At 62.1% G+C, this 17,418-nt stretch carries 19 protein-coding genes; 7 read left to right on the top strand and 12 right to left on the bottom strand.

The features are described from left to right. Positions 1 to 96: 96 nt before the first annotated feature. Genes AC0L3L_RS01880 through AC0L3L_RS01890 form a run of 3 tightly spaced genes read right to left on the bottom strand, consistent with a single transcriptional unit; the run spans position 97 to position 3,423 of the window. The gene (locus AC0L3L_RS01880) at positions 97 to 1,602 is read right to left on the bottom strand and encodes an ABC transporter substrate-binding protein (RefSeq protein ID WP_473636334.1); all 1,506 of its coding nucleotides are present in this window, start codon (positions 1,600 to 1,602) and stop codon (positions 97 to 99) included. Positions 1,603 to 1,661: 59 nt separating this feature from the next. Further along, the gene (locus tag AC0L3L_RS01885) at positions 1,662 to 2,534 is read right to left on the bottom strand and encodes a carbohydrate ABC transporter permease (protein ID WP_473636335.1); all 873 of its coding nucleotides are present in this window, start codon (positions 2,532 to 2,534) and stop codon (positions 1,662 to 1,664) included. 1 nt (position 2,535) lies between these two features. Next, the gene (locus tag AC0L3L_RS01890; protein WP_473488247.1) at positions 2,536 to 3,423 is read right to left on the bottom strand and encodes a carbohydrate ABC transporter permease; all 888 of its coding nucleotides are present in this window, start codon (positions 3,421 to 3,423) and stop codon (positions 2,536 to 2,538) included. A gap of 155 nt (positions 3,424 to 3,578) precedes the next feature. Between AC0L3L_RS01890 and AC0L3L_RS01895 the strand changes: the two genes are divergently transcribed. After that, positions 3,579 to 4,499 (top strand): sugar-binding transcriptional regulator, encoded by a 921-nt coding sequence (locus tag AC0L3L_RS01895; RefSeq protein ID WP_473636336.1) that lies wholly within the window; start codon positions 3,579 to 3,581, stop codon positions 4,497 to 4,499. A 184-nt stretch (positions 4,500 to 4,683) separates the two neighbouring features. Here AC0L3L_RS01895 and AC0L3L_RS01900 read toward each other — a convergent pair whose 3' ends face one another. Further along, positions 4,684 to 5,493, bottom strand: coding sequence for an HAD family hydrolase (locus AC0L3L_RS01900; RefSeq protein WP_473636337.1), 810 nt, complete (start codon positions 5,491 to 5,493; stop codon positions 4,684 to 4,686). A gap of 4 nt (positions 5,494 to 5,497) precedes the next feature. After that, positions 5,498 to 6,826, bottom strand: coding sequence for a sn-glycerol-1-phosphate dehydrogenase (locus AC0L3L_RS01905; RefSeq protein WP_473636338.1), 1,329 nt, complete (start codon positions 6,824 to 6,826; stop codon positions 5,498 to 5,500). A gap of 138 nt (positions 6,827 to 6,964) precedes the next feature. On the opposite strand from AC0L3L_RS01905, the gene AC0L3L_RS01910 reads away from it, so the two are divergent. Both AC0L3L_RS01910 and AC0L3L_RS01915 read left to right on the top strand, forming a co-directional pair. After that, entirely contained in the window at positions 6,965 to 7,948 is a 984-nt protein-coding gene (locus AC0L3L_RS01910) for a sugar-binding transcriptional regulator (RefSeq protein ID WP_473636339.1), read from the top strand. A gap of 54 nt (positions 7,949 to 8,002) precedes the next feature. Beyond that, a complete protein-coding gene (locus tag AC0L3L_RS01915) occupies positions 8,003 to 9,499 on the top strand; it encodes a xylulokinase (RefSeq protein WP_473636340.1) in 1,497 nt (498 codons plus the stop codon). A 57-nt stretch (positions 9,500 to 9,556) separates the two neighbouring features. Here the strand turns inward: AC0L3L_RS01915 and AC0L3L_RS01920 are convergent, their stop codons facing one another. After that, positions 9,557 to 9,913, bottom strand: a complete 357-nt coding sequence (locus tag AC0L3L_RS01920) for an ArsC family reductase (protein WP_473636341.1) — start codon at positions 9,911 to 9,913, stop codon at positions 9,557 to 9,559. A 165-nt stretch (positions 9,914 to 10,078) separates the two neighbouring features. Here AC0L3L_RS01920 and AC0L3L_RS01925 point away from each other — a divergent pair, with 165 nt between their 5' ends. The 4 genes from AC0L3L_RS01925 to AC0L3L_RS01940 all read left to right on the top strand — a co-directional run bounded on the left by AC0L3L_RS01925 (position 10,079) and on the right by AC0L3L_RS01940 (position 11,792). Beyond that, the gene (locus AC0L3L_RS01925) at positions 10,079 to 10,438 is read left to right on the top strand and encodes an ArsR/SmtB family transcription factor (protein WP_473636342.1); all 360 of its coding nucleotides are present in this window, start codon (positions 10,079 to 10,081) and stop codon (positions 10,436 to 10,438) included. Between the two features lie 2 nt (positions 10,439 to 10,440). Continuing rightward, positions 10,441 to 10,920 (top strand): SRPBCC family protein, encoded by a 480-nt coding sequence (locus tag AC0L3L_RS01930; RefSeq protein WP_473529544.1) that lies wholly within the window; start codon positions 10,441 to 10,443, stop codon positions 10,918 to 10,920. Positions 10,921 to 11,121: 201 nt separating this feature from the next. Further along, a complete protein-coding gene (locus AC0L3L_RS01935) occupies positions 11,122 to 11,388 on the top strand; it encodes an AbrB/MazE/SpoVT family DNA-binding domain-containing protein (protein ID WP_473529502.1) in 267 nt (88 codons plus the stop codon). Then, positions 11,385 to 11,792 (top strand): type II toxin-antitoxin system VapC family toxin, encoded by a 408-nt coding sequence (locus tag AC0L3L_RS01940; RefSeq protein WP_473636343.1) that lies wholly within the window; start codon positions 11,385 to 11,387, stop codon positions 11,790 to 11,792. Before AC0L3L_RS01935 ends, AC0L3L_RS01940 begins: the two co-directional genes overlap by 4 nt. 11 nt (positions 11,793 to 11,803) lie before the next feature. Here AC0L3L_RS01940 and AC0L3L_RS01945 read toward each other — a convergent pair whose 3' ends face one another. From AC0L3L_RS01945 to AC0L3L_RS01970, 6 genes are read right to left on the bottom strand one after another with little or no spacing between them, the layout of a single operon-like run. Continuing rightward, positions 11,804 to 12,787: a 2-dehydropantoate 2-reductase gene (locus tag AC0L3L_RS01945; protein ID WP_473636344.1), complete on the bottom strand. Its 984-nt coding sequence runs from the start codon at positions 12,785 to 12,787 to the stop codon at positions 11,804 to 11,806. Next, the gene (locus AC0L3L_RS01950; protein ID WP_473636345.1) at positions 12,787 to 14,349 is read right to left on the bottom strand and encodes an acyl--CoA ligase; all 1,563 of its coding nucleotides are present in this window, start codon (positions 14,347 to 14,349) and stop codon (positions 12,787 to 12,789) included. The genes AC0L3L_RS01945 and AC0L3L_RS01950 overlap by 1 nt, the downstream gene beginning before the upstream one ends. Next, the gene (locus AC0L3L_RS01955; RefSeq protein ID WP_473488307.1) at positions 14,315 to 15,013 is read right to left on the bottom strand and encodes a fumarylacetoacetate hydrolase family protein; all 699 of its coding nucleotides are present in this window, start codon (positions 15,011 to 15,013) and stop codon (positions 14,315 to 14,317) included. The genes AC0L3L_RS01950 and AC0L3L_RS01955 overlap by 35 nt, the downstream gene beginning before the upstream one ends. A 2-nt stretch (positions 15,014 to 15,015) precedes the next feature. Continuing rightward, on the bottom strand, positions 15,016 to 15,771 hold the full coding sequence (locus tag AC0L3L_RS01960; RefSeq protein ID WP_473488259.1) for an ABC transporter permease: 756 nt from the start codon (positions 15,769 to 15,771) through the stop codon (positions 15,016 to 15,018). Positions 15,772 to 15,777: 6 nt separating this feature from the next. Further along, the gene (locus tag AC0L3L_RS01965) at positions 15,778 to 16,581 is read right to left on the bottom strand and encodes an ABC transporter ATP-binding protein (RefSeq protein WP_473529506.1); all 804 of its coding nucleotides are present in this window, start codon (positions 16,579 to 16,581) and stop codon (positions 15,778 to 15,780) included. Position 16,582: 1 nt separating this feature from the next. Then, positions 16,583 to 17,410, bottom strand: coding sequence for an ABC transporter permease (locus AC0L3L_RS01970; RefSeq protein ID WP_473529507.1), 828 nt, complete (start codon positions 17,408 to 17,410; stop codon positions 16,583 to 16,585). Positions 17,411 to 17,418 lie beyond the last annotated feature (8 nt).

Consider the following 17,418-nt stretch of genomic DNA (forward strand, 5'->3'; position numbering starts at 1 on the left):
TTCTTGTTTTTTTGTTTTTATTTTTTTTTTTTTGCGTTGGTTCTGGTGCGCGCGGCCCGCCCGCCCCCCCCCCCCCCCCCCCCCCCCCGGCAACACTCAGCCCTTAGCGACGAGATCGTCGACCTGGGTTTTCAGGGCGTCGAGCGACTCCTTGGCCGAGCCCGACTGGCCGGCGAAGTATTTGCCCAGCGCAACCGGGATCATGTCGCTCGAGAGTTCTGCCCATGCCGGCAGGTCGGGCTCGGATCCCATGTAGTTGGCGATGGTGTCGCGCACGACCGGCAAGTGGCGGGTCGTGCCGGCGCCGACACGCGCATTGGCCAGCACGCGCGGATCGTCATAGACGCTGGTGCGCGTTGGGCCCGTACCGCCACCCAGAACGGTTATCAGCGCCTGGGTATCGGCTGAGGTCGCCCATTGCATGAAAATCCACGCAGCATCCGGGCTCTTCGAATATTTCGACACCGCGAGCGAAGAACCGCCCTGGTGACCAACGCCTGGAATTTCGCCGAATCCGGTCTGCTCGACCGTCCGCAGCGTGGCTGCAGGTTTCGGCGGAACCATCGCTTCCATCAGACCTGAGACCTTGGAGGCCTTGGGATCGTCGAAGAACGGGAAGAATTCGCCCCAGGACAGCATCGAGGCGGCGACGCCCTGGCCGACCGACTGGCCCTCACCATCCCATGTCCAGCCATCGACGCCGGGCGGCATCGTCGCCTTGAGCTTGTCCCAGTAGGCCATGGCGGCCAAGCCAGCCTCGTCGTTGCCGGTGAATTTCCCGTCGGGGCCGAAAATCGAACCGCCATGGCCCCAAAGCCACGCCGTCCAATCGCATTCGAGGCTGTAGTGGCCCGATTTCATCTGGCCGCTGGTGCCGTACATGTTCGGGCCTTTGGCGTCGGTGATTGCCGCGGACGCCTGCAGCAAATCGTCCAGCGTGGCCGGAGGCGGCAGCTTGAGCTCGTCCCAGACGTCCTTGCGGTATTGCATGATGAAGATCGGGATGTCGTAGGGCACGCCGACCATGCGGTCCTCGTACATGGCGATACCGTCGACGAGCGGCTTCAGGAAATCGTCGATGTTGTAGTTCGGCATTGCCAGGTCGGCGTTCTTGAGCTGCTCGCGCGGATCGAAGACGTCCTGGCTGAAGCTCGCCGCCCAGCTCTGGTCGATATAGTAGAGGTCGTAAGTGCCAAGGCTCGATGCAACGTCGAGCGTCAGCTTCTGCAGCACCTGCTCGAGCGGCAGCACTTCGATCTCGACCTTGATGCCGGTCGCCTCCTCGAAATACTGCTTGAGCTGCGTGGCGATGGCATTCGACGGCGGCGTCGATTCGGTGGCGAGACGAAGCGTCGTTCCGGCAAAGGGCTTGCCGACATCCGAGAGCCATTTGGTGACTTCGGCGCTGGGCTTTAGTTCCTGTTCCTGAGCCGATGCCTGACTGATGCCGTAGAACGGACGTCGTCCCAAGCCCATGCCGAGCGCGCCGGCGCCGAGGCCGAGAATGCTTGCTGCGCGAAGAAACGAGCGCCGATCCATCTGTCCGCGAACGAAGCGATCGGTGACAGAGGCAAGATGCGCCTTTCTGATGCTGTCTTTCATTGTCTACTCCTCCGGTTTAATTCGCGATTTTCACAAGGCTGCGAATTCGAGCCTCCCATCTATTGTTTCAACGACCCCATCGTGAGACCGCGCACGAGGTGCTTTTGAACCAACAGAATGAAGATGAAAGCGGGAATGATGGATGCGGCGCCAAGCGCGGCCATGTTGCCCCAGGCGGTGCCGATCGAGGTGACGAAGGTCGACGAGACGACAGGCACGGTCTTGAGCGACGTGGTGGTCAGGGTCAGCGCAAAGAGGAATTCGGTCCAGCTGAAGATGAAGCAGAGCACCGCCGTGGCGGCGATGCCGCCCTTGGCCATCGGCAGCACGATCCGCCGGAAGATCATGAAGCGGCTGGCACCATCGACGATCGCGCTCTCGTCGATCTCGGAGGGAATGTCGTCGAAGAAGCTCTTCATCAGGAGGACGGCGAGCGGCAGGTTCATCAGCGCGTGGATCAGCACCATGCCGGTATAGGTGTCGATGAGCCCGAAATTCTTGTAGATGAAGAACATCGGGACCGCGACCGCGACGGGCGGCATCATGCGCGTCGACAACACCCATCCGACGAAACTGTGCCGGCCGCGGAAGTTCATGCGCGACAGGGCATAGGCGGCAAGCGTGGCGATGACGACGGCGAGCACGGTCGACAGCGTCGCGATCACGATCGAATCCCAGACGCGCGGCGCCATGTAGAAGTTGCCGCCGCCCGGCGTCACGGTGATGCCGCCGCTGCCCAGCGAGATCCCGAACACCTTCTGGAAATTGTCGAAGGTCGGCGTGAAGGCGAACAGTTTCGGCGGCCGGTTGAAGATGTCATTGCCGTGTTTGAATGCCACCGACGTCCAGTAGTAGATCGGAAAGAAGAAGACTGCGACCACAACCCAGGCGGCGATGGTGCGAAGCATGCGGGTCGAGAAGGAGCCGTTCATTCTACCATCTCACCTTGGCGATACGGATGAAGAGGTTGGCAATAACCAGGATGATCACCAAGGTGACGAGGCTGAGCGTGGCTCCATAGCCCCATTTTACGAAGCTGAACGTCTGCTGCCATGCATAGAGGGAAAGCGAATAGGTCGACGCTCCCGGCCCGCCGGAGGTCATGACGAAGACGTAGTCGAAGACCCGGAAGAGATCGATGCCGCGGACCAGGACGGCGATCGCGATCACCTTCGACATCATCGGCAGGGTGATGCGCCGGAAAATCTGGAACGACGACGCGCCGTCGATCATCGCGGCCTCATAAGGCTCCGGCGGCAGCGCCCTGAGACCGGCAAGGAAGATGAGCACCATGAACGGCGTCCACTGCCAGATCTCCGCGACGAGAACGCCGGCAAGCGCGGTCGACGCCGTGGCGAGGATGGGGTTGTTCGGATTGAGCACCCCGATCGACTGCAGGACGTAGCTGATCACCCCGAACTGCGGATCCTCCATCAGCAGATACATCATGCCGACAATGGCCGGCGGGATGACAAGCGTCATCGTCAGCACGCCGCGCAGGAATCCGAAACCGAAGCCGTCGCTGTCGAGGAGCAGCGCAATCGCCATGCCGAGCACCAGCTCAAAGACCAGCGCGATGGCGAAATAGGTGAAGGTGATGACGAGCGACTGCCAGAACCGGGTGTCGTTCCAGAGCTGTACCCAGTTTTCCGTTCCGACGAATTCGAGCGCCCGCCTGCGCGGGACGAACTCGTGGAAGCTGAGCCAGATGTTGTAGATCAGGGGGTAGACGGTGAAGACAAGCAGGATCGCCACCAGCGGCAGCAGCCAGGGCAGCGGGTGGTCCGAAATGACGAAACGTCTGGCTTGGGCAACCCGCACGCGTTCCTCCCGAACCGCTTCGTTTTGCGCTGCACAAATGTTCATATCTTGTGCATTTGTTCAAATGCTATATCTTCACCATGTCCGTGGCAAGCACTTGTTGGCCAGCGACAGCGGCATTCAGACGGATGCGCCACCAGCATCGGAGAACGCTCATGACGTCGATCGGTCTGCTGGCTCGGGTTGCCCATCAATATTTCGTGCTGGGCGAAACGCAGCAGGCCATCGCCGAGCGGCTGCAGATCAACCGCACCAAGATCCACAGGCTGCTGGCCGAGGCGAAGGAGCGCGGCATCGTCTCGATCCGCATCAACGCCGGGACGTCCCAGGCGCTCGAAATGGAAGAACAGCTCAGGCGGAAGTACCGGCTCGACATATGCAGCGTCACGCCTGATGACACCGGGTCGGAGCTCGGGCTCTCCGAAGTGATCGGCATCTATGCCGCGCAGACCGTCGAGACGCTGCTCAGGGACGACATGACGGTCGCCATGGCATGGGGCCGAACCATGAGATGGCTCGCCTCCAACATCGAACCGGTGGCGCTCAGGAACGTGACCGTCGTGCCGCTTCTCGGCTCTCTGTCGCGCCGGTCGTCGATCGACAAATATGACGCCGCCGCCGTCTTTGCCCAGCGCACCCAGGCCGAATCCTATTATCTCCCTGGACCCATCATCTGCGACAGCCGCGAAAGCCGCGAGACGATCCTGCAGCAACCGAGCGCGCGCGAGGTTATCCAGAAGGCGCTGAACGCCGATCTTGCGCTGATGAGCGTCGGCGGCACAACCAGCTCGACGCTTCGGAGCGTCGGTTATATGACCGACGAGGAATTCGACGACGTCCTGAGACTGAAGCCGATCGGGAACTTTCTCGGCTACTTCTTCGACCGCAACGCCGAACTCGTCGACCATCCCGTCAACGAACGCATTGTCGGGGTTTATCCTCTCGACACGCTGAACATTCCCAAACGCATCCTTGTTTCCGGCGGAAAGAACAAGGTCGGCATCATGGCCAAGCTCCTGGAAAAAGGGTTCTTCACCGGCCTCATCACCGACCAGGAGACGGGCAGCTCGCTGTGAGATCCACCGGCCGGCATCGCGGTGGCAGCCGAAGGTGCTGTGCGATGTCGCCTGGAGCATAGCGCTCGCTTTCATCTGAAAGCAGACTGGCATTGAATCTTGCCTAAGCCGTCCCTGGTTCTGTTCCATCGCTTGCAGCACATCCTTTGCGTCTTTTGCGGCCGGCACATTTCGCGCCAGCCGATCAGACCACTCCCGACCTCCGGTTTGCCAGGACCATATCGGCAATCTCGACGAAGCCGCGGCCACCCCGCGACCTGGCGACGAAAGCGGGTTCGGCGTCGATCTGTCCCTGGAAGTCGATCACATTCGCGACCCCGAACGAGTTCGGAAAGAACCCGAACATCGGGGCATCGTTCGGGCTGTCTCCGACGAATGCATAGGCCTGCCTTTCAGCATCGAGATCGGCTCCCAGCCTCTCGCTCGCAAAGCGGCGCGTCATCGACAGCTTGTCGTATCGGCCAAACCAGCCGTTCACATGGATCGACGAAATCTTGGCGACAGCGCCGGCCTGCTCGAAAATCTGCTTGATGCGCCTAGCATCGGACAGCGGCAGCGCCGGAACATCCTCGCAAAAATCGATGGCCAGATCGGCTTCGCGGTATTGCTGGTCGGCGGATACGGCCGAACCCGGCACGTCTTGGACAATGCGCCTTTCCAGTTCGGTGAGTCTGCGCCTGTTTTCCCGGCGTTCCTCGGCGCTCGCCGCGAAAACCCGGATCATCTTTCGCGTTGCCTGATCATAAGCGAAGTAAAAAGCGCCATTTTCGCCGACCACGCCGGTCACCGGCCAGAACCGGGCAATCATGTCGCACCAGCCTGCCGGTCTCCCGGTAATGGGAGCGACGACGAGGCCCGCCTCGTGCAGGCGCTCGAGCGCCCGGTAGGCGTCGGCAGGAAGACGACCCTCGGTCGTCAAGGTGTCGTCGATATCGCAGAAGACGCCGCGAATGCGCGACGCAGATTCGGGTTCGAATTCGGCGAGGTCGCGCATCCGGTCAGGCCTCCCCGCGCGCAAAATCCTCCAGCATTCCTGCATCCGCAGCAATGTCGAGGAACGAGAAGCGATTGCGCATCTCCCGGCAATGAACGACGGCTTCGCGGTAAAAATCGGCCGGCGTGCCCAATTCGGCCGCTGAGATAGGCCCGCCGGTAGATTTCAGCAGGCGCTGCATCTCGTCGACAGGCACCATGAATTGCTTGAGCTCCTGCCTGAGTGTCGGCCAGAGCTCCTGCAGCCGCTCGTTGAACGCGGCGGCGGCATTCTCGTCGAAGGCCTTCTTCTTCAGTTCGTCGAGACATTGTGCGGCGACAGCCGGCCCCATTCGGCGGACCATGTCGTCAGGATCGATCCTCGTCGCCTTCACCACCGGCGGCTGGTCGCTTGCAAGCATTGCCTGCTGCAATCGCGCCATGGTGAGTGAAGCGACACCGACCTGGGTGCCGTGGAGCGTACCGGGGTGACGCTCGCCGGCGAAGCAGTCGATGTAGTGCGATATCTGATGCTCGCCCATCGAACCGTGATTGGAGACGCCGGTGAAGGAAATGCCGAGGCCGCAGAGCGTCAGCACGCGGTAGAGATAGCCATTGGCCTCGATGTCGCGTTCGGCAAGCTTTGCCGCACGCTCGTTAAGCGCCGCCTCATCCTTTTCCTGGATCAGAAACGGAACCTGATGGTAGGCAGTGCCAAGCAGACGGTGCGACATCCACCAGTCGATCTGGGCGACCGAGCGGCAAAGGCAGTCACCGAACCCCGCCGCCGACAGATAGGTCGGGGCGGCAGCGGAGACGCCAAGATCGACGAAAAAGCCTGATGGCGCGTGGGAAGGGAGCGATACCTTCAGGCCGCTTTCAAGTGTGATGGATGCGGTCGTCGATGTGTAGCCGTTCATCGAACCGGCCGTCCCGAACACGCAGTAGCGCCGTCCATTCCTTCCGGTGACGAACTTGCAGAGATCGTTAATCGTCCCGGAACCGACCGCGATCACGGCATCCGCATCCGCGAGTTTGACGGCCAGGCTTTCGACGTTGGCCATGTCGGCATGCGGGTGATCCAATATCACGACATTGACGGGGCCGAGCGTCTTCAGTTCGCGCGCAACGCGTTCGCCAAGCGCATCATAGGTCGCGGCATCCGCAACGACCGTGAACCGCTCACCCAGGTCGAGCTCAGAAACGAGATCGGCCGCCCGCGCTTCGAGGCTTTCTTCGATGACGATCCGCTCATATGGCACGACGGCCTTTTTCCCGGTCTCCGGGTTGGTCCAGCGCCCGTCCAAAATGTCGTCGATTAAAGTCGTCCAGGATCCGGCTGCCGGATTGGTCATGGCGTCCTCTTGTGGGGCAACTCTCTAATCGAGACGCAGGCGCGCTGCGCATCGAACAATAGTCACCTATCGCTGTCTTTTGTCAAGCATTTCCCCGCAACGCTTGACTTCGTTCTGCAAACCTGCGGAAAAAGGGACATGAATGCCAACGCCGACATCGAAATGGTCCGACCATCTGGGCTCTCGGCACTGCCGCCCGAATTCGACAGCGCGGTGGCGTGGGCTGCCTGGCTCTACTATGTCGACCAACTTAACCAGAGCGATGTGGCTAAGGTCATGAACGTCTCCAGGGCGAGCGTGGTAAACTATCTCCAGGAGGCACGCGAAAGCGGACTTGTCGCCGTGCAGGTCGATCACGACGCTTTTGCCCGCACCTTGACCTCGCGGCGTCTCATGGAAAAATACGGGCTTCGCGGCGCCGCGGTTATCCCCGACCTTGATCCAAACGATGCCGACCGCCGCATCGGCGAAGCGGCAGGACGGCTGCTGGCGTCGATGGTCGATCCGGGTGACACGATCGGCGTTGCCTGGGGAAAAACGGTGCTCGCTGCCGCCCGCTCGATCCCACGACTACGGCATGATCGGAACCTCACCGTCGTCCAGCTCTCGGGAAGCTCGATCGGCACCAGCGATTTTTCGCCGGAATTCTGCACCTCGCTAATGGCCAACCGGCTCGGCGCCCGCTGCATAAACCTGCTTGCCCCGGCGATCGTCTCCACCGACGAACTGCACGACCAACTCATGCAGGAGCCGATGCTCGTCAACCAGTTCCGCATGATCCGTGCCGCCCGCAAAGTTATCTTCGGGATCGGCGATATCGGGCCGGAGAGCACCTATGCCCGAGCCGGTATATCGGATGCCGCCGCACTTGCCGGCATGATCGAGCAGGGAGCGCTCGGGGTCATCATCGGGCGGTTCATCGACGCTCAGGGAGCCCCTTTCGCGACGCCGCTCGACGGACGCACCGTCGGCATCACGCTCGATGAATTGAAAGCGGTGCCGGTCCGCATCTGCGCCGCCGGTGGCGCCCGCAAAATGGGGGCGATCAGGGCCGGGCTCGGCGGCGGATACGCGACACATTTTGTCACCGACATGGCCACCGCGAACATTCTCTTGGAATAACCGGCACTTGGACTAACCAGCACCGGTGGAACTCATCGTCTCGGGAGGACAATCATGGGCAGCAGCGACGGACCTCTTGTCGTCGGCCTCGACAGTTCCACGCAATCCTGCAAGGCGATTGCCTGGAGCCGGGACGGACGAGCCATGGCGGAAGGCCGCGCGCCGCTCGATCTGATGAAGCCGAGGCCGGACTATGTCGAGCAGGAGGTCACCGACTGGTGGCGGGCCGCAATAGTGGCACTGCGGCAGCTTGTCGGCGCGGTCGACCCGAAACGCATCGCCGGTATCGCGATCTCCAACCAGCGCGAGACCGTAGCGCTCATCGACGGAGCCGGCGAGCCTATCGGACCCGCGAGCCTCTGGCTCGACGAACGTGCCGCCGGGCTGGTCGACCGTTTCGCCGCGGAAATCGGCCGTGAGCGGCTGCACGCGATCACCGGCAAGCCGATCGATGTGACGCCGGTCGTCTACCGCCTGAAATGGCTGCGCGAGAACGAGCCGGAACGGTTGGACCATGCGCAGAAAATCCTCGACGTGCACGGCTATCTGACGCTGAAATTGACGGGAACGCCGAGTGCGAGCTGGACGAGCGCCGATCCGTTCGGCCTCTTCGACATCTCGCTCAAGGCGTGGTCGCAGCCGCTCCTCGATCATCTCGGCATCAAGCTGTCGCAACTTCCCAATGCGGTGCGGTCCGGCACGCGGGTCGGGACCGTTCATGCCGCGGCCGCCGCCGCGACGGGCCTTTCCGAAGGTACGCCAGTGATTGCCGCCGGCGGCGATGGGCAATGCGCCGGGCTCGGCGTCAATGCCATGCGCGACGGCGTCGTCTATCTCAATCTCGGAACTGCAATCATCGCGGGAATCTGGTCGCGGGAACCGGTGGTCGGCGCCTTCTGGCGTACCATGACCTCGCCGACAGGCGATGGCTATTTCCTCGAGGCAGTGCAGCGGGCGGGTGTCTATTTCGTCAACTGGTTCGTCGACATGTTTGCCGGCGGACGCTCCGATCCGGCGATCTTCGACCGCCTGGAAAGGGAAGCGGCGGCCGTCCCGATCGGCTCGGACGGACTTCTCGCCGGCACCACCCTGGTCGGTTGCATGGATCCGCATTGGGATCCGAGCGCACGCGCAAGCTTCATCGGCATGCATCCCTCGCACACGCTCGGTCATTTTTATCGTGCGGGATTAGAGGCGATGACACTGCAAACCGCCCGGGCTCTCGAAGAGATGCGCAGCCATGGTCTTTCGCCGGAGCAAATGGTGGCGATCGGCGGCGGCGCCAACAGCAAGCTTTGGACAAAGATGATCGCGGACGCAACCGGGATCTCGATCCACAAGGGTCACAATGCTGAAGCCTCCTCGCTCGGCGCGGCGATCAGCGCGGCGGTCGGCGTCGGATGGTTCGAGCGGTTTTCCGAGGCTGCCGATGCGATGACCAGCATCGCCGAGACGATCGAACCGGACCGACGCGACCGCGAAACGTGGAACGCGCTCTCGGCCAGGCAGGCCAAGGTTTTTCCCGCGACCCAATTCGCCTGGCGGAGTTGAGACCGGCGCGGCAAGCAAGCTCTCGAACTGGAGCGTATAAAAAGCGTCGCCGTCCCGCTACTTCAACCCACCCACAGCCTGCTGATAGACATCAGGCTTGAAGCCGACGAGGATACGATCACCAAGATCGAGGATCGGCCGCTTGATCATCGTCGGGTTGGCCAGCATCAGCGCCTTGGCGTTCTTCTCGTCGAGACTCAGTCTGTCCTTGTCCGACCGTTCGCGAAATGTCGTGCTCGCCTTGTTGAGCAGGATTTCCCAGCCGACCTTGCCGGACCAACCGTCGAGCCGATCCGAGTCGAGTCCTTCGATCCTGTAGTCGTGAAAGCGATAGGCGACATCATGGCTCTCCAGCCAGACACGCGCCTTCTTGATCGTGTCGCAATTGGTGATGCCGTACATCGTGATCGTCAAATTTTTGGCCCTCGGACTGATCGCTCATCGAATCTGGCGCACCGTAAACCACCCTTCAGACATTGCCAGCGGCGACCCCGCAGGCATCCTCAGAATTTTTGCGCTTGCCAATGCTAAGGTTTTTACCTAAGTAATATAAATTAAGTCCAGTGACGCGAGGACGACATGACCGTGGCGACAAGCCTGCACTCCGCCAGCCAGCCGCCGATCGACGGCATCTTCCGGGCGCTTGCCGATCCAACGCGCCGCCGAGTTGTCGAGCGGCTGAACAGAAGCCCGGCCTCGGTCAGCGAGCTAGCCCAGCCATTCGACATGGCCCTGCCCTCCTTCGTCGAGCATCTCAGGGTTTTGGAAGGTTGCGGGCTGGTGCGGTCCGAAAAAGCCGGCCGTGTCAGGACCTACCGGCTTGCGCCTGAGCCACTGAAGCTTGCGGAAAACTGGCTGGTCGAGCAGCGCGCGCTGTGGGAACGCCGCCTCGACCAGTTCGACGACTACGTCATGGCACTCAAGGAGAAAGACAAATGAGCATGGCTCCGCTGTTCAAACCCGACCCGAAACTCGACCTCGTCCTCGAGCGCGTCGTCGACGCGCCGCGCGAGCTTTTGTGGATAGCCTGGACGACGCCCGAGCATGTTCGGCAATGGTTCACACCGAAGCCGTGGATCGTCACTGATTGCGAGATCGACCTCAGACCTGGCGGGCTGTTCAGGACCCGCATGCAGTCGCCTGATGGCAAGGAGGTCAATGACCGCCACTGCTGCTACCTCGACATCGTGCCGAACGAGCGGCTGGTGTGGACCGATGCGTTGCTGCCCGGCTATCGGCCGTCAGGGGACCCATTCATCACAGCGGTCATAGCATTGCAGCCGGAAGGCAAGGCGACGCGCTACACCGCGACAGCCATCCACCGGGATGAAGCGACACGAAAGAACCACGAGGAGATGGGCTTTTTCGACGGCTGGGGAACCGTGGCCGACCAGCTTGCGGCGTATGTCAGGACGATTTGAGGCTGCGGCCTCGCTTTGCGCTTACATAGCCGGCAAAAAATCGTCGTGGCCGTTTAGATGCCAGCGTCCGAGCTCTTTATAGGGGCTTAGATGTAGGCGTTCCGCCCGAATCGGCTGCCGCCTGATGGCCGGGGAAGGCCGGCGCTTGAACGTAATGCACTTTTGCATTATATTTCAGGTTACCAATTAGGAGATTCTGCCATGACGACACTGACCGTAACGGCACGGGGGCAGGTCACTTTTCGGAAAGATGTGCTCCAACACCTCGGCATTAAGCCGGGAGAAAAAATCGAACTGGATTTGCTACCGGGTGGCCGGGCAGAGCTAAAGGCATCGCAGCCGAAGGGATCGTTTCGGGACCTTCATGGCTTCCTGAAAGGGAAGACGAATGGCCAAGTTCTCACTATTGAGGAAATCAATGAGGCAATTGCCGAGGCTGGTGCGGCCGCCGGGGCCGGCAAAGAATGAAGATCACGACTGATACGAATGTTCTGCTGCGCGCCTATGTGGCTGACGATGCCAAGCAGGCGAGTGCCGCTGTCGAGTTGCTGGCAACCGCGGATATCGTGGCTGTAAGCTTACAATCCCTCTGTGAATTCACTTGGGTCTTGGCCCGCCAATATAAGACTGCCTGTGAGGACATTTCCGCCGCGATCCGTGCCCTGCTGAATACGGAGAATGTCGTGGTCAATCGGCCCGCAGTTGAAGCTGGTCTATCGGTCCTTGATGCTGGTGGTGATTTTGCTGATGGTGTGATTGCCTATGATGGTAGCTGGCTGGGCGGGGAAGTCTTCGTTTCCTTTGACAAAGAGGCTGTGAAGCTTCTTTCTTCACAAGGGCGTTCCACCCACCTCCTTAAGGCGAGCGCCTGATAGCTCGTGTCTCATATCAGATAGCAGCCGCGCTCGATGGCGAGGCGGCGCACCAGCGCCAGAACGCTGTCGATGGTGGGCGTCGGCTGGCCGGTCAGCCGGCCAAGCTCCTGGACCGCCGTTACCAGTGCGTCGATCTCCATTGGCCGGCCGCGTTCCAGATCCTGCAGCATCGACGTCTTGTGCTCGCCGACGTCGCCGGCCCCCTTGATGCGACGGTCGACCGATATCGGGAAACGGACGCCGAGGCTTTCGCCGATCGCCTGCGCCTCCAGCATCATGGCGCGGGCAAGCGTGCGGGTTGCCTCGTCGGCAGCGATTGCCGCAAGCGTGCTGCCGGTCAGCGCGGATATCGGGTTGAAGGAGAGATTGCCCCACAGCTTCACCCAGATTTCGCTTCGGATGTCGTCGCGAACCGGCACCTGCAGCCCCGCCGCAACCATCTCCTCGGCAAGCCGCGTGACACGTTCACTCTTCTCGCCCGAGGGCTCACCAAGCGAGAAGCGTTTTCCCTCGATATGGCGGACCAGGCCGGGCGCATCCACCTCGGCCGCGGGATAAACGACCGAGCCGATGACGCGATCCGGCCCAAGCCGGTCCCAGATCACTCCACCGTTATCCACCGCTTGCAACCGCGTGCCTTCGAGCGAACCGCCGATCTTGTGGAAGTACCACCACGGCACGCCATTCTGCATGGTGACGACAGCCGTCCCCTCGCCCAGCAGCGGCGCGATCTGGTCGAGCGCTGGTGCGACGGAATGGGCCTTGAGGGCCAGCACGACGTAGTCCTGGACACCTAGCTCTTGCGCCTGCGCGGCGGCCCTGACAGAGGCGACGGATTCATGACCGTCTTCGATCAGGCAAAGCCCGGCCGTCCTGATCGCTTCGAGATGAGCGCCCCGCGCCACGATCGACAGATCGACGCGGCCGGCCATGGCAAGTTTGGCCGCGAGATAGCCGCCGATCGCGCCGGCGCCAAAAATGGTGATCCGCATCATCCCAGCCCGGGTTTCGCAAGACCCAGTTTGGTCGCGAGACCGATGCGCTGCAGCTTGCCCGTCGCGCCCTTCGGGATTTCGTTCAAGATCAGGACAATGCGCGGCACCTTGAAGTCGGCAAGCCGGAGCGCGGCAAAGCTGCGGATGTCGCCTTCGGTGGCGGCCATGCCCTCGCGCAGCACGATCGCAGCCGCGACCTCCTCGCCGAGCTTGTCGTGTGGCGTGGCGAAGGTGACGACCTGGGCCACCGCCGGATGATCCATCAGCACGTCGTCGACCTCGAGCGGCGAGATCTTCTCGCCGCCACGGTTGATGATCTCCTTGAGCCGGCCGGTGACGCGCAGATAACCGTCATCGTCGAGCATGCCCTGGTCGCCGGTATGAAACCAGCCATGCGCGAAGGCGGTGGCATTGGCGTCCAGATTGTTCTCGTAGCCGGCGGTGACATTGGGCCCGCGAATGACGATCTCGCCGGTCTCACCGGGCTGCAGCAATTGCCCGTCCAGCGCCATCACCGCCACTTCCGGTCCGGCGGCGGCGCCGACGCTGCCCGGCTTGCGCAGGCCCGGCGGCAACCGGTTCGAGGCCATCTGGTGCGCGGCCTCGGTCATGCCGTAGGATTCGATCACCGGACAGCCGAAGGTCGCCTCAAGCTCCGCCATCACTTGCGGCGGGAGCGATGCCGAGGACGAGCGGATGAAGCGAAGAGGCGCGGCGGCCAATGCATCGGCATTGCGCGCCGCCCGCGGCAGGATGGCCTGATGCATGGTCGGCACGGCCGTGTACCAGCTCGGCCGCGCCTCGCTAAGCCAATGGAAGAAGCGCAGCGCGTTGAAGCCCGGCGTGCAGAAGACGCTGCCGCCGGCCGCGAGCGAGGACAACACCGCCGCGATCAGCCCATGAATGTGGAACAGCGGCATGACGTTGAGGCAGCGATCACCGGCCGTCAGGCCGAGCGTCGCGCCGATATGGGCGGCCGAGGCGGCGAGATTGGCATGGCTGAGCGGCACCAGCTTGGGTCGTGACGTGGTGCCGGACGTGTGCAGCAACAGCGCGATGTCGCCGTCCTCAGCCAATTCGGGCGCAGCCGGCGGGCCGATCGGTTCACCCTCGATCCCAAAGCTTCCGGCTGGCGCGTCACGGAGTGCTATGAGCCTAAGCACAGCTATGCCCAGGCGCTCGGCAACCGCGACCGCCGGGCCGCTTTCGTCCTCGGCGACGAGGATTGCCTTGGCGCCGATGTCCGTCAGGTAAAAATCGAGCTCGTCGGCCCGGTAGGCCGGATTGAGTGGCGCCGTCGACGCCGCCGCCGCCGCCGCGACAAAGGCCGTCGCCATCTCCGGCCCGTTCGGCAGCACGATGGCCACCCGGTCGCCACGGCCGAGGCCCAGCGCATGCAGTTGCGCCGCCGTCTCGGAGATCAGGCGGCGCAGTCCGCCATGGCTGAGCGTGATCCTGTCGGGCGCCGAAATCGCCGGCGCATCGTCGGCGCCGGCGGCAAGCCGCTCAATGATCGACGCCGCCTCAGACAACGCGAACCTCGAGGTCGCCGACGCCATCGATATGACCGCGAAGAACATCACCGCGAACAACCGCGCCGACGCCCGCCGGCGTGCCGGAAAGAATGATGTCTCCCGGCATCAGCGTGAAAAGACCTGAGAGATAGCTGATCATTTCCGGAACTTTCCAAATCATCTGGTTGAGGTCGCCGGTCTGTTTTCGCTGGCCATTGACGTCCAGCCAGATCGCTCCCTGGGTTGGATGGCCGATCGAGCTTGCCGGAACCAATGGCGTGCATGGCGCCGATGCCTCGAAGGCCTTGCCGACCTCCCATGGACGGCCCATGTCCTTCGCCTTACCTTGCAGGTCGCGCCGCGTCATGTCGAGACCTACGCCATAACCGAACACGCAGTCCAGAGCCTTTTCGACCGGGATATCCGTACCGCCGCTTTTCAGCGCCACGACCATTTCGATCTCGTGATGGACATCGTTGGAGGCCGGAGGATACGGAAATTCCCCTGTCGTATCGAGGTTATCCGGGTTCTTCTGGAAGAAGAACGGCGGCTCCTTGTTGGGGTCGTGTCCCATCTCGACTGCATGCGCGGCATAGTTCCGCCCGACGCAATAGACCCGGTGCACCGGAAACATTTTGTCGGTTGCCGCCACCTGAATGCTGGGGACTGCGGTCGGTTCGATGACATAGCTTGAGGTCGTGCCGTGCATGTTCACTGTCTTGCTCCTGCGTAGTATTCGACTTTGGCTTCGGCCCTTTCGATCAGTTCGGCGATCAGCAGGGCGAAGGCAAAAAGGATGATGGTCAAGGCCCAGAATTCGGCCATGCGGAAATTTCGCGAGAAGGTTTCGAACAGCGCACCGTAGCCGACGATGGCGACGAGCAACTGGCCGATGACGACGCCCTTGACGCCGCGGATGAGGCCGAGGCGGATGCCGGCAAGGATTTCCGGAAGCGCCCCCCAGAGGATGATCTTGGTGTAGAGTGCCGGGCGCGAGGCGCCATAGGAACGCGCCATCTCGATCAGCGACGGCGAGATGTGGCGGACCCCGGCGCGGGTGTCGAGAACGATGATCCAGATCGCAAACAGGAACACCGCCGCAACGATCGTCTTCTCGCCGAAGCCGAACAGGATCATCAGCACGGGGACGATCGCCGAGAGCGGTGCGCTTGAAAAGATGTTGACCCACATGCCGAGCAGGTCGTCGGCGATCTTGACGCGTCCCATCAGGACGCCCAACGGCACGCCGATAACGATCGACAGGGCCATGCCCATGGCGAAGGCGCGAAGGGTTGTAACCGTCGCGCTCTGCCAGGACGGGGTTTGCACGAGATCGACGGCTGCAACCAGCACGTCGCTAAACGGCGGCAGCAGAAAGACGAGGTCCAGCCGTCCGACGATTTCCCATACGACGCACCAGACAAGCAGGGACGCCATCATTGGTACACGGTAGCCAAACAAGGTCATGGCCGGTCATTCCACATATTGCTTCAGCCCCTGCCAGATCTCCTCGACGGTATCGAGGTAGTGCCTGTCGCGATGAATGCGCTCCGGGTCACCGGAGCGATCGATTTCCGGTTCGATGATCTGCGAAACCCGGCCGGGTCTCGGTGACAGCAACACGATACGATCGGAGATGTAGACCGCCTCCTCGATCGAGTGCGTGACGAAGATGAAGGTCTTGTTCTGGTTGGTGCGCAGCCGGATCAGGTCTTCCTGGAACTTCCGTCGGTTCTGCTCGTCGACCGCCGAAAACGGTTCATCGAGCAGCAGGACGTCGGCATCGACCGACAAAGCCCGCGCCAGGCCGACCCGCTGGCGCATGCCGCCCGACAACTCGTGGGGATATTTGTCCTCGAAGCCGGCGAGACCCACCTCGGCGATATAGCGGCGGGCGATCTCCTCGCGTTCGGCCTTGTTGGTGCCGCGCAATTCCAGTCCGAAGGCAACGTTGCGCATCACGGTCGCCCAAGGCATCAGCGCAAAATCCTGGAACACGAAAGCGCGTTCGGTGCCGGGTGCCGTGACGTGCTTGCCGTTGATCGCGACGGTTCCGCCATCGGCCCGTGTCAGCCCCGCTATAATCTTCAACAGCGTCGTCTTTCCGCAACCGCTGGGTCCGAGAAGGCTGGTCAGCTTGCCCCTGGGAAAGTCGAGGTCGATGCCACGCAGCGCCTCGACATTGCCGTAGGTCTTGGAAATTCCCCTCACTTCCACGATTGAATCGATCGGTGCGGGAACCGGCGACGGTCCATTTCGCAATGCGGTCGCACCCATCTTAAGCACCTCTACTCTCGGGCCTGAAAACACGGACCTCCACCCACTGCAGAAAGACGAGCGTGAGAGTGGAAAGCGCAATGATCGAGGCAATTGTTGCGTACATCTCGGCGTAGTCTGCGCGCGAGCGGTGGAAGGTGATAAGGTCGCCGATGCCGGTCGGGGTGATCAGCAGCTCGGCGAGCACCACGCCGACAAACCCGGCAGCGACGCCGAGGCGCAAGCCGGCAAAAATCACCGGGCTGGCGTCCGGAAGAATGATCTTGACGACGGTCTGCCAGCGTGTGCCCAGGAACGATCGGCACATGACCAGCAGCGACTCGTTGACGTTGCGCACGGCCTTGTAGGTGTTGAGCACGATGACCGGCAGCGCCAGGATCATGACGGCGAGCGTCTTGGCGGTCATGCCTATTCCGTAGACGAAGGTGACCATCGGAATGAAGGCGGCGACGGGCGCTGCCTGAAGCACGATGAACACAGGGATCACCAGCCATTCGCCGGTGCGCCACAGGCCACAGATCGTGCCGAGGCCGACACCCAGGAACGCCGACAGGACAACACCGAGCACCAGCGGCTGCAGTGTCGAGAGGTATGCGGTTGCCAAGCTGCCGTCGGCGAGCAGCCCGAAAAACGCGACGATGGTGTCGGAAAAAGTCGGAAAGGCGAAGCTGACGGGAATGCGCCCGGCCACCTCCCAGATTCCCGCGAACAGGGCGATCGACACAAGCCTGAGCAGGACCGGTTGGTCCCACGATGCGCCCGTCGCACTGCGATTGGCAAGAGGAGCGAGGCCGGCAGGCTCGCCGTCGGTTCTGATGCTTACGGCCATCCGGCAGG

The sequence above is a fragment of the Mesorhizobium sp. WSM4849 genome (assembly GCF_055811385.1).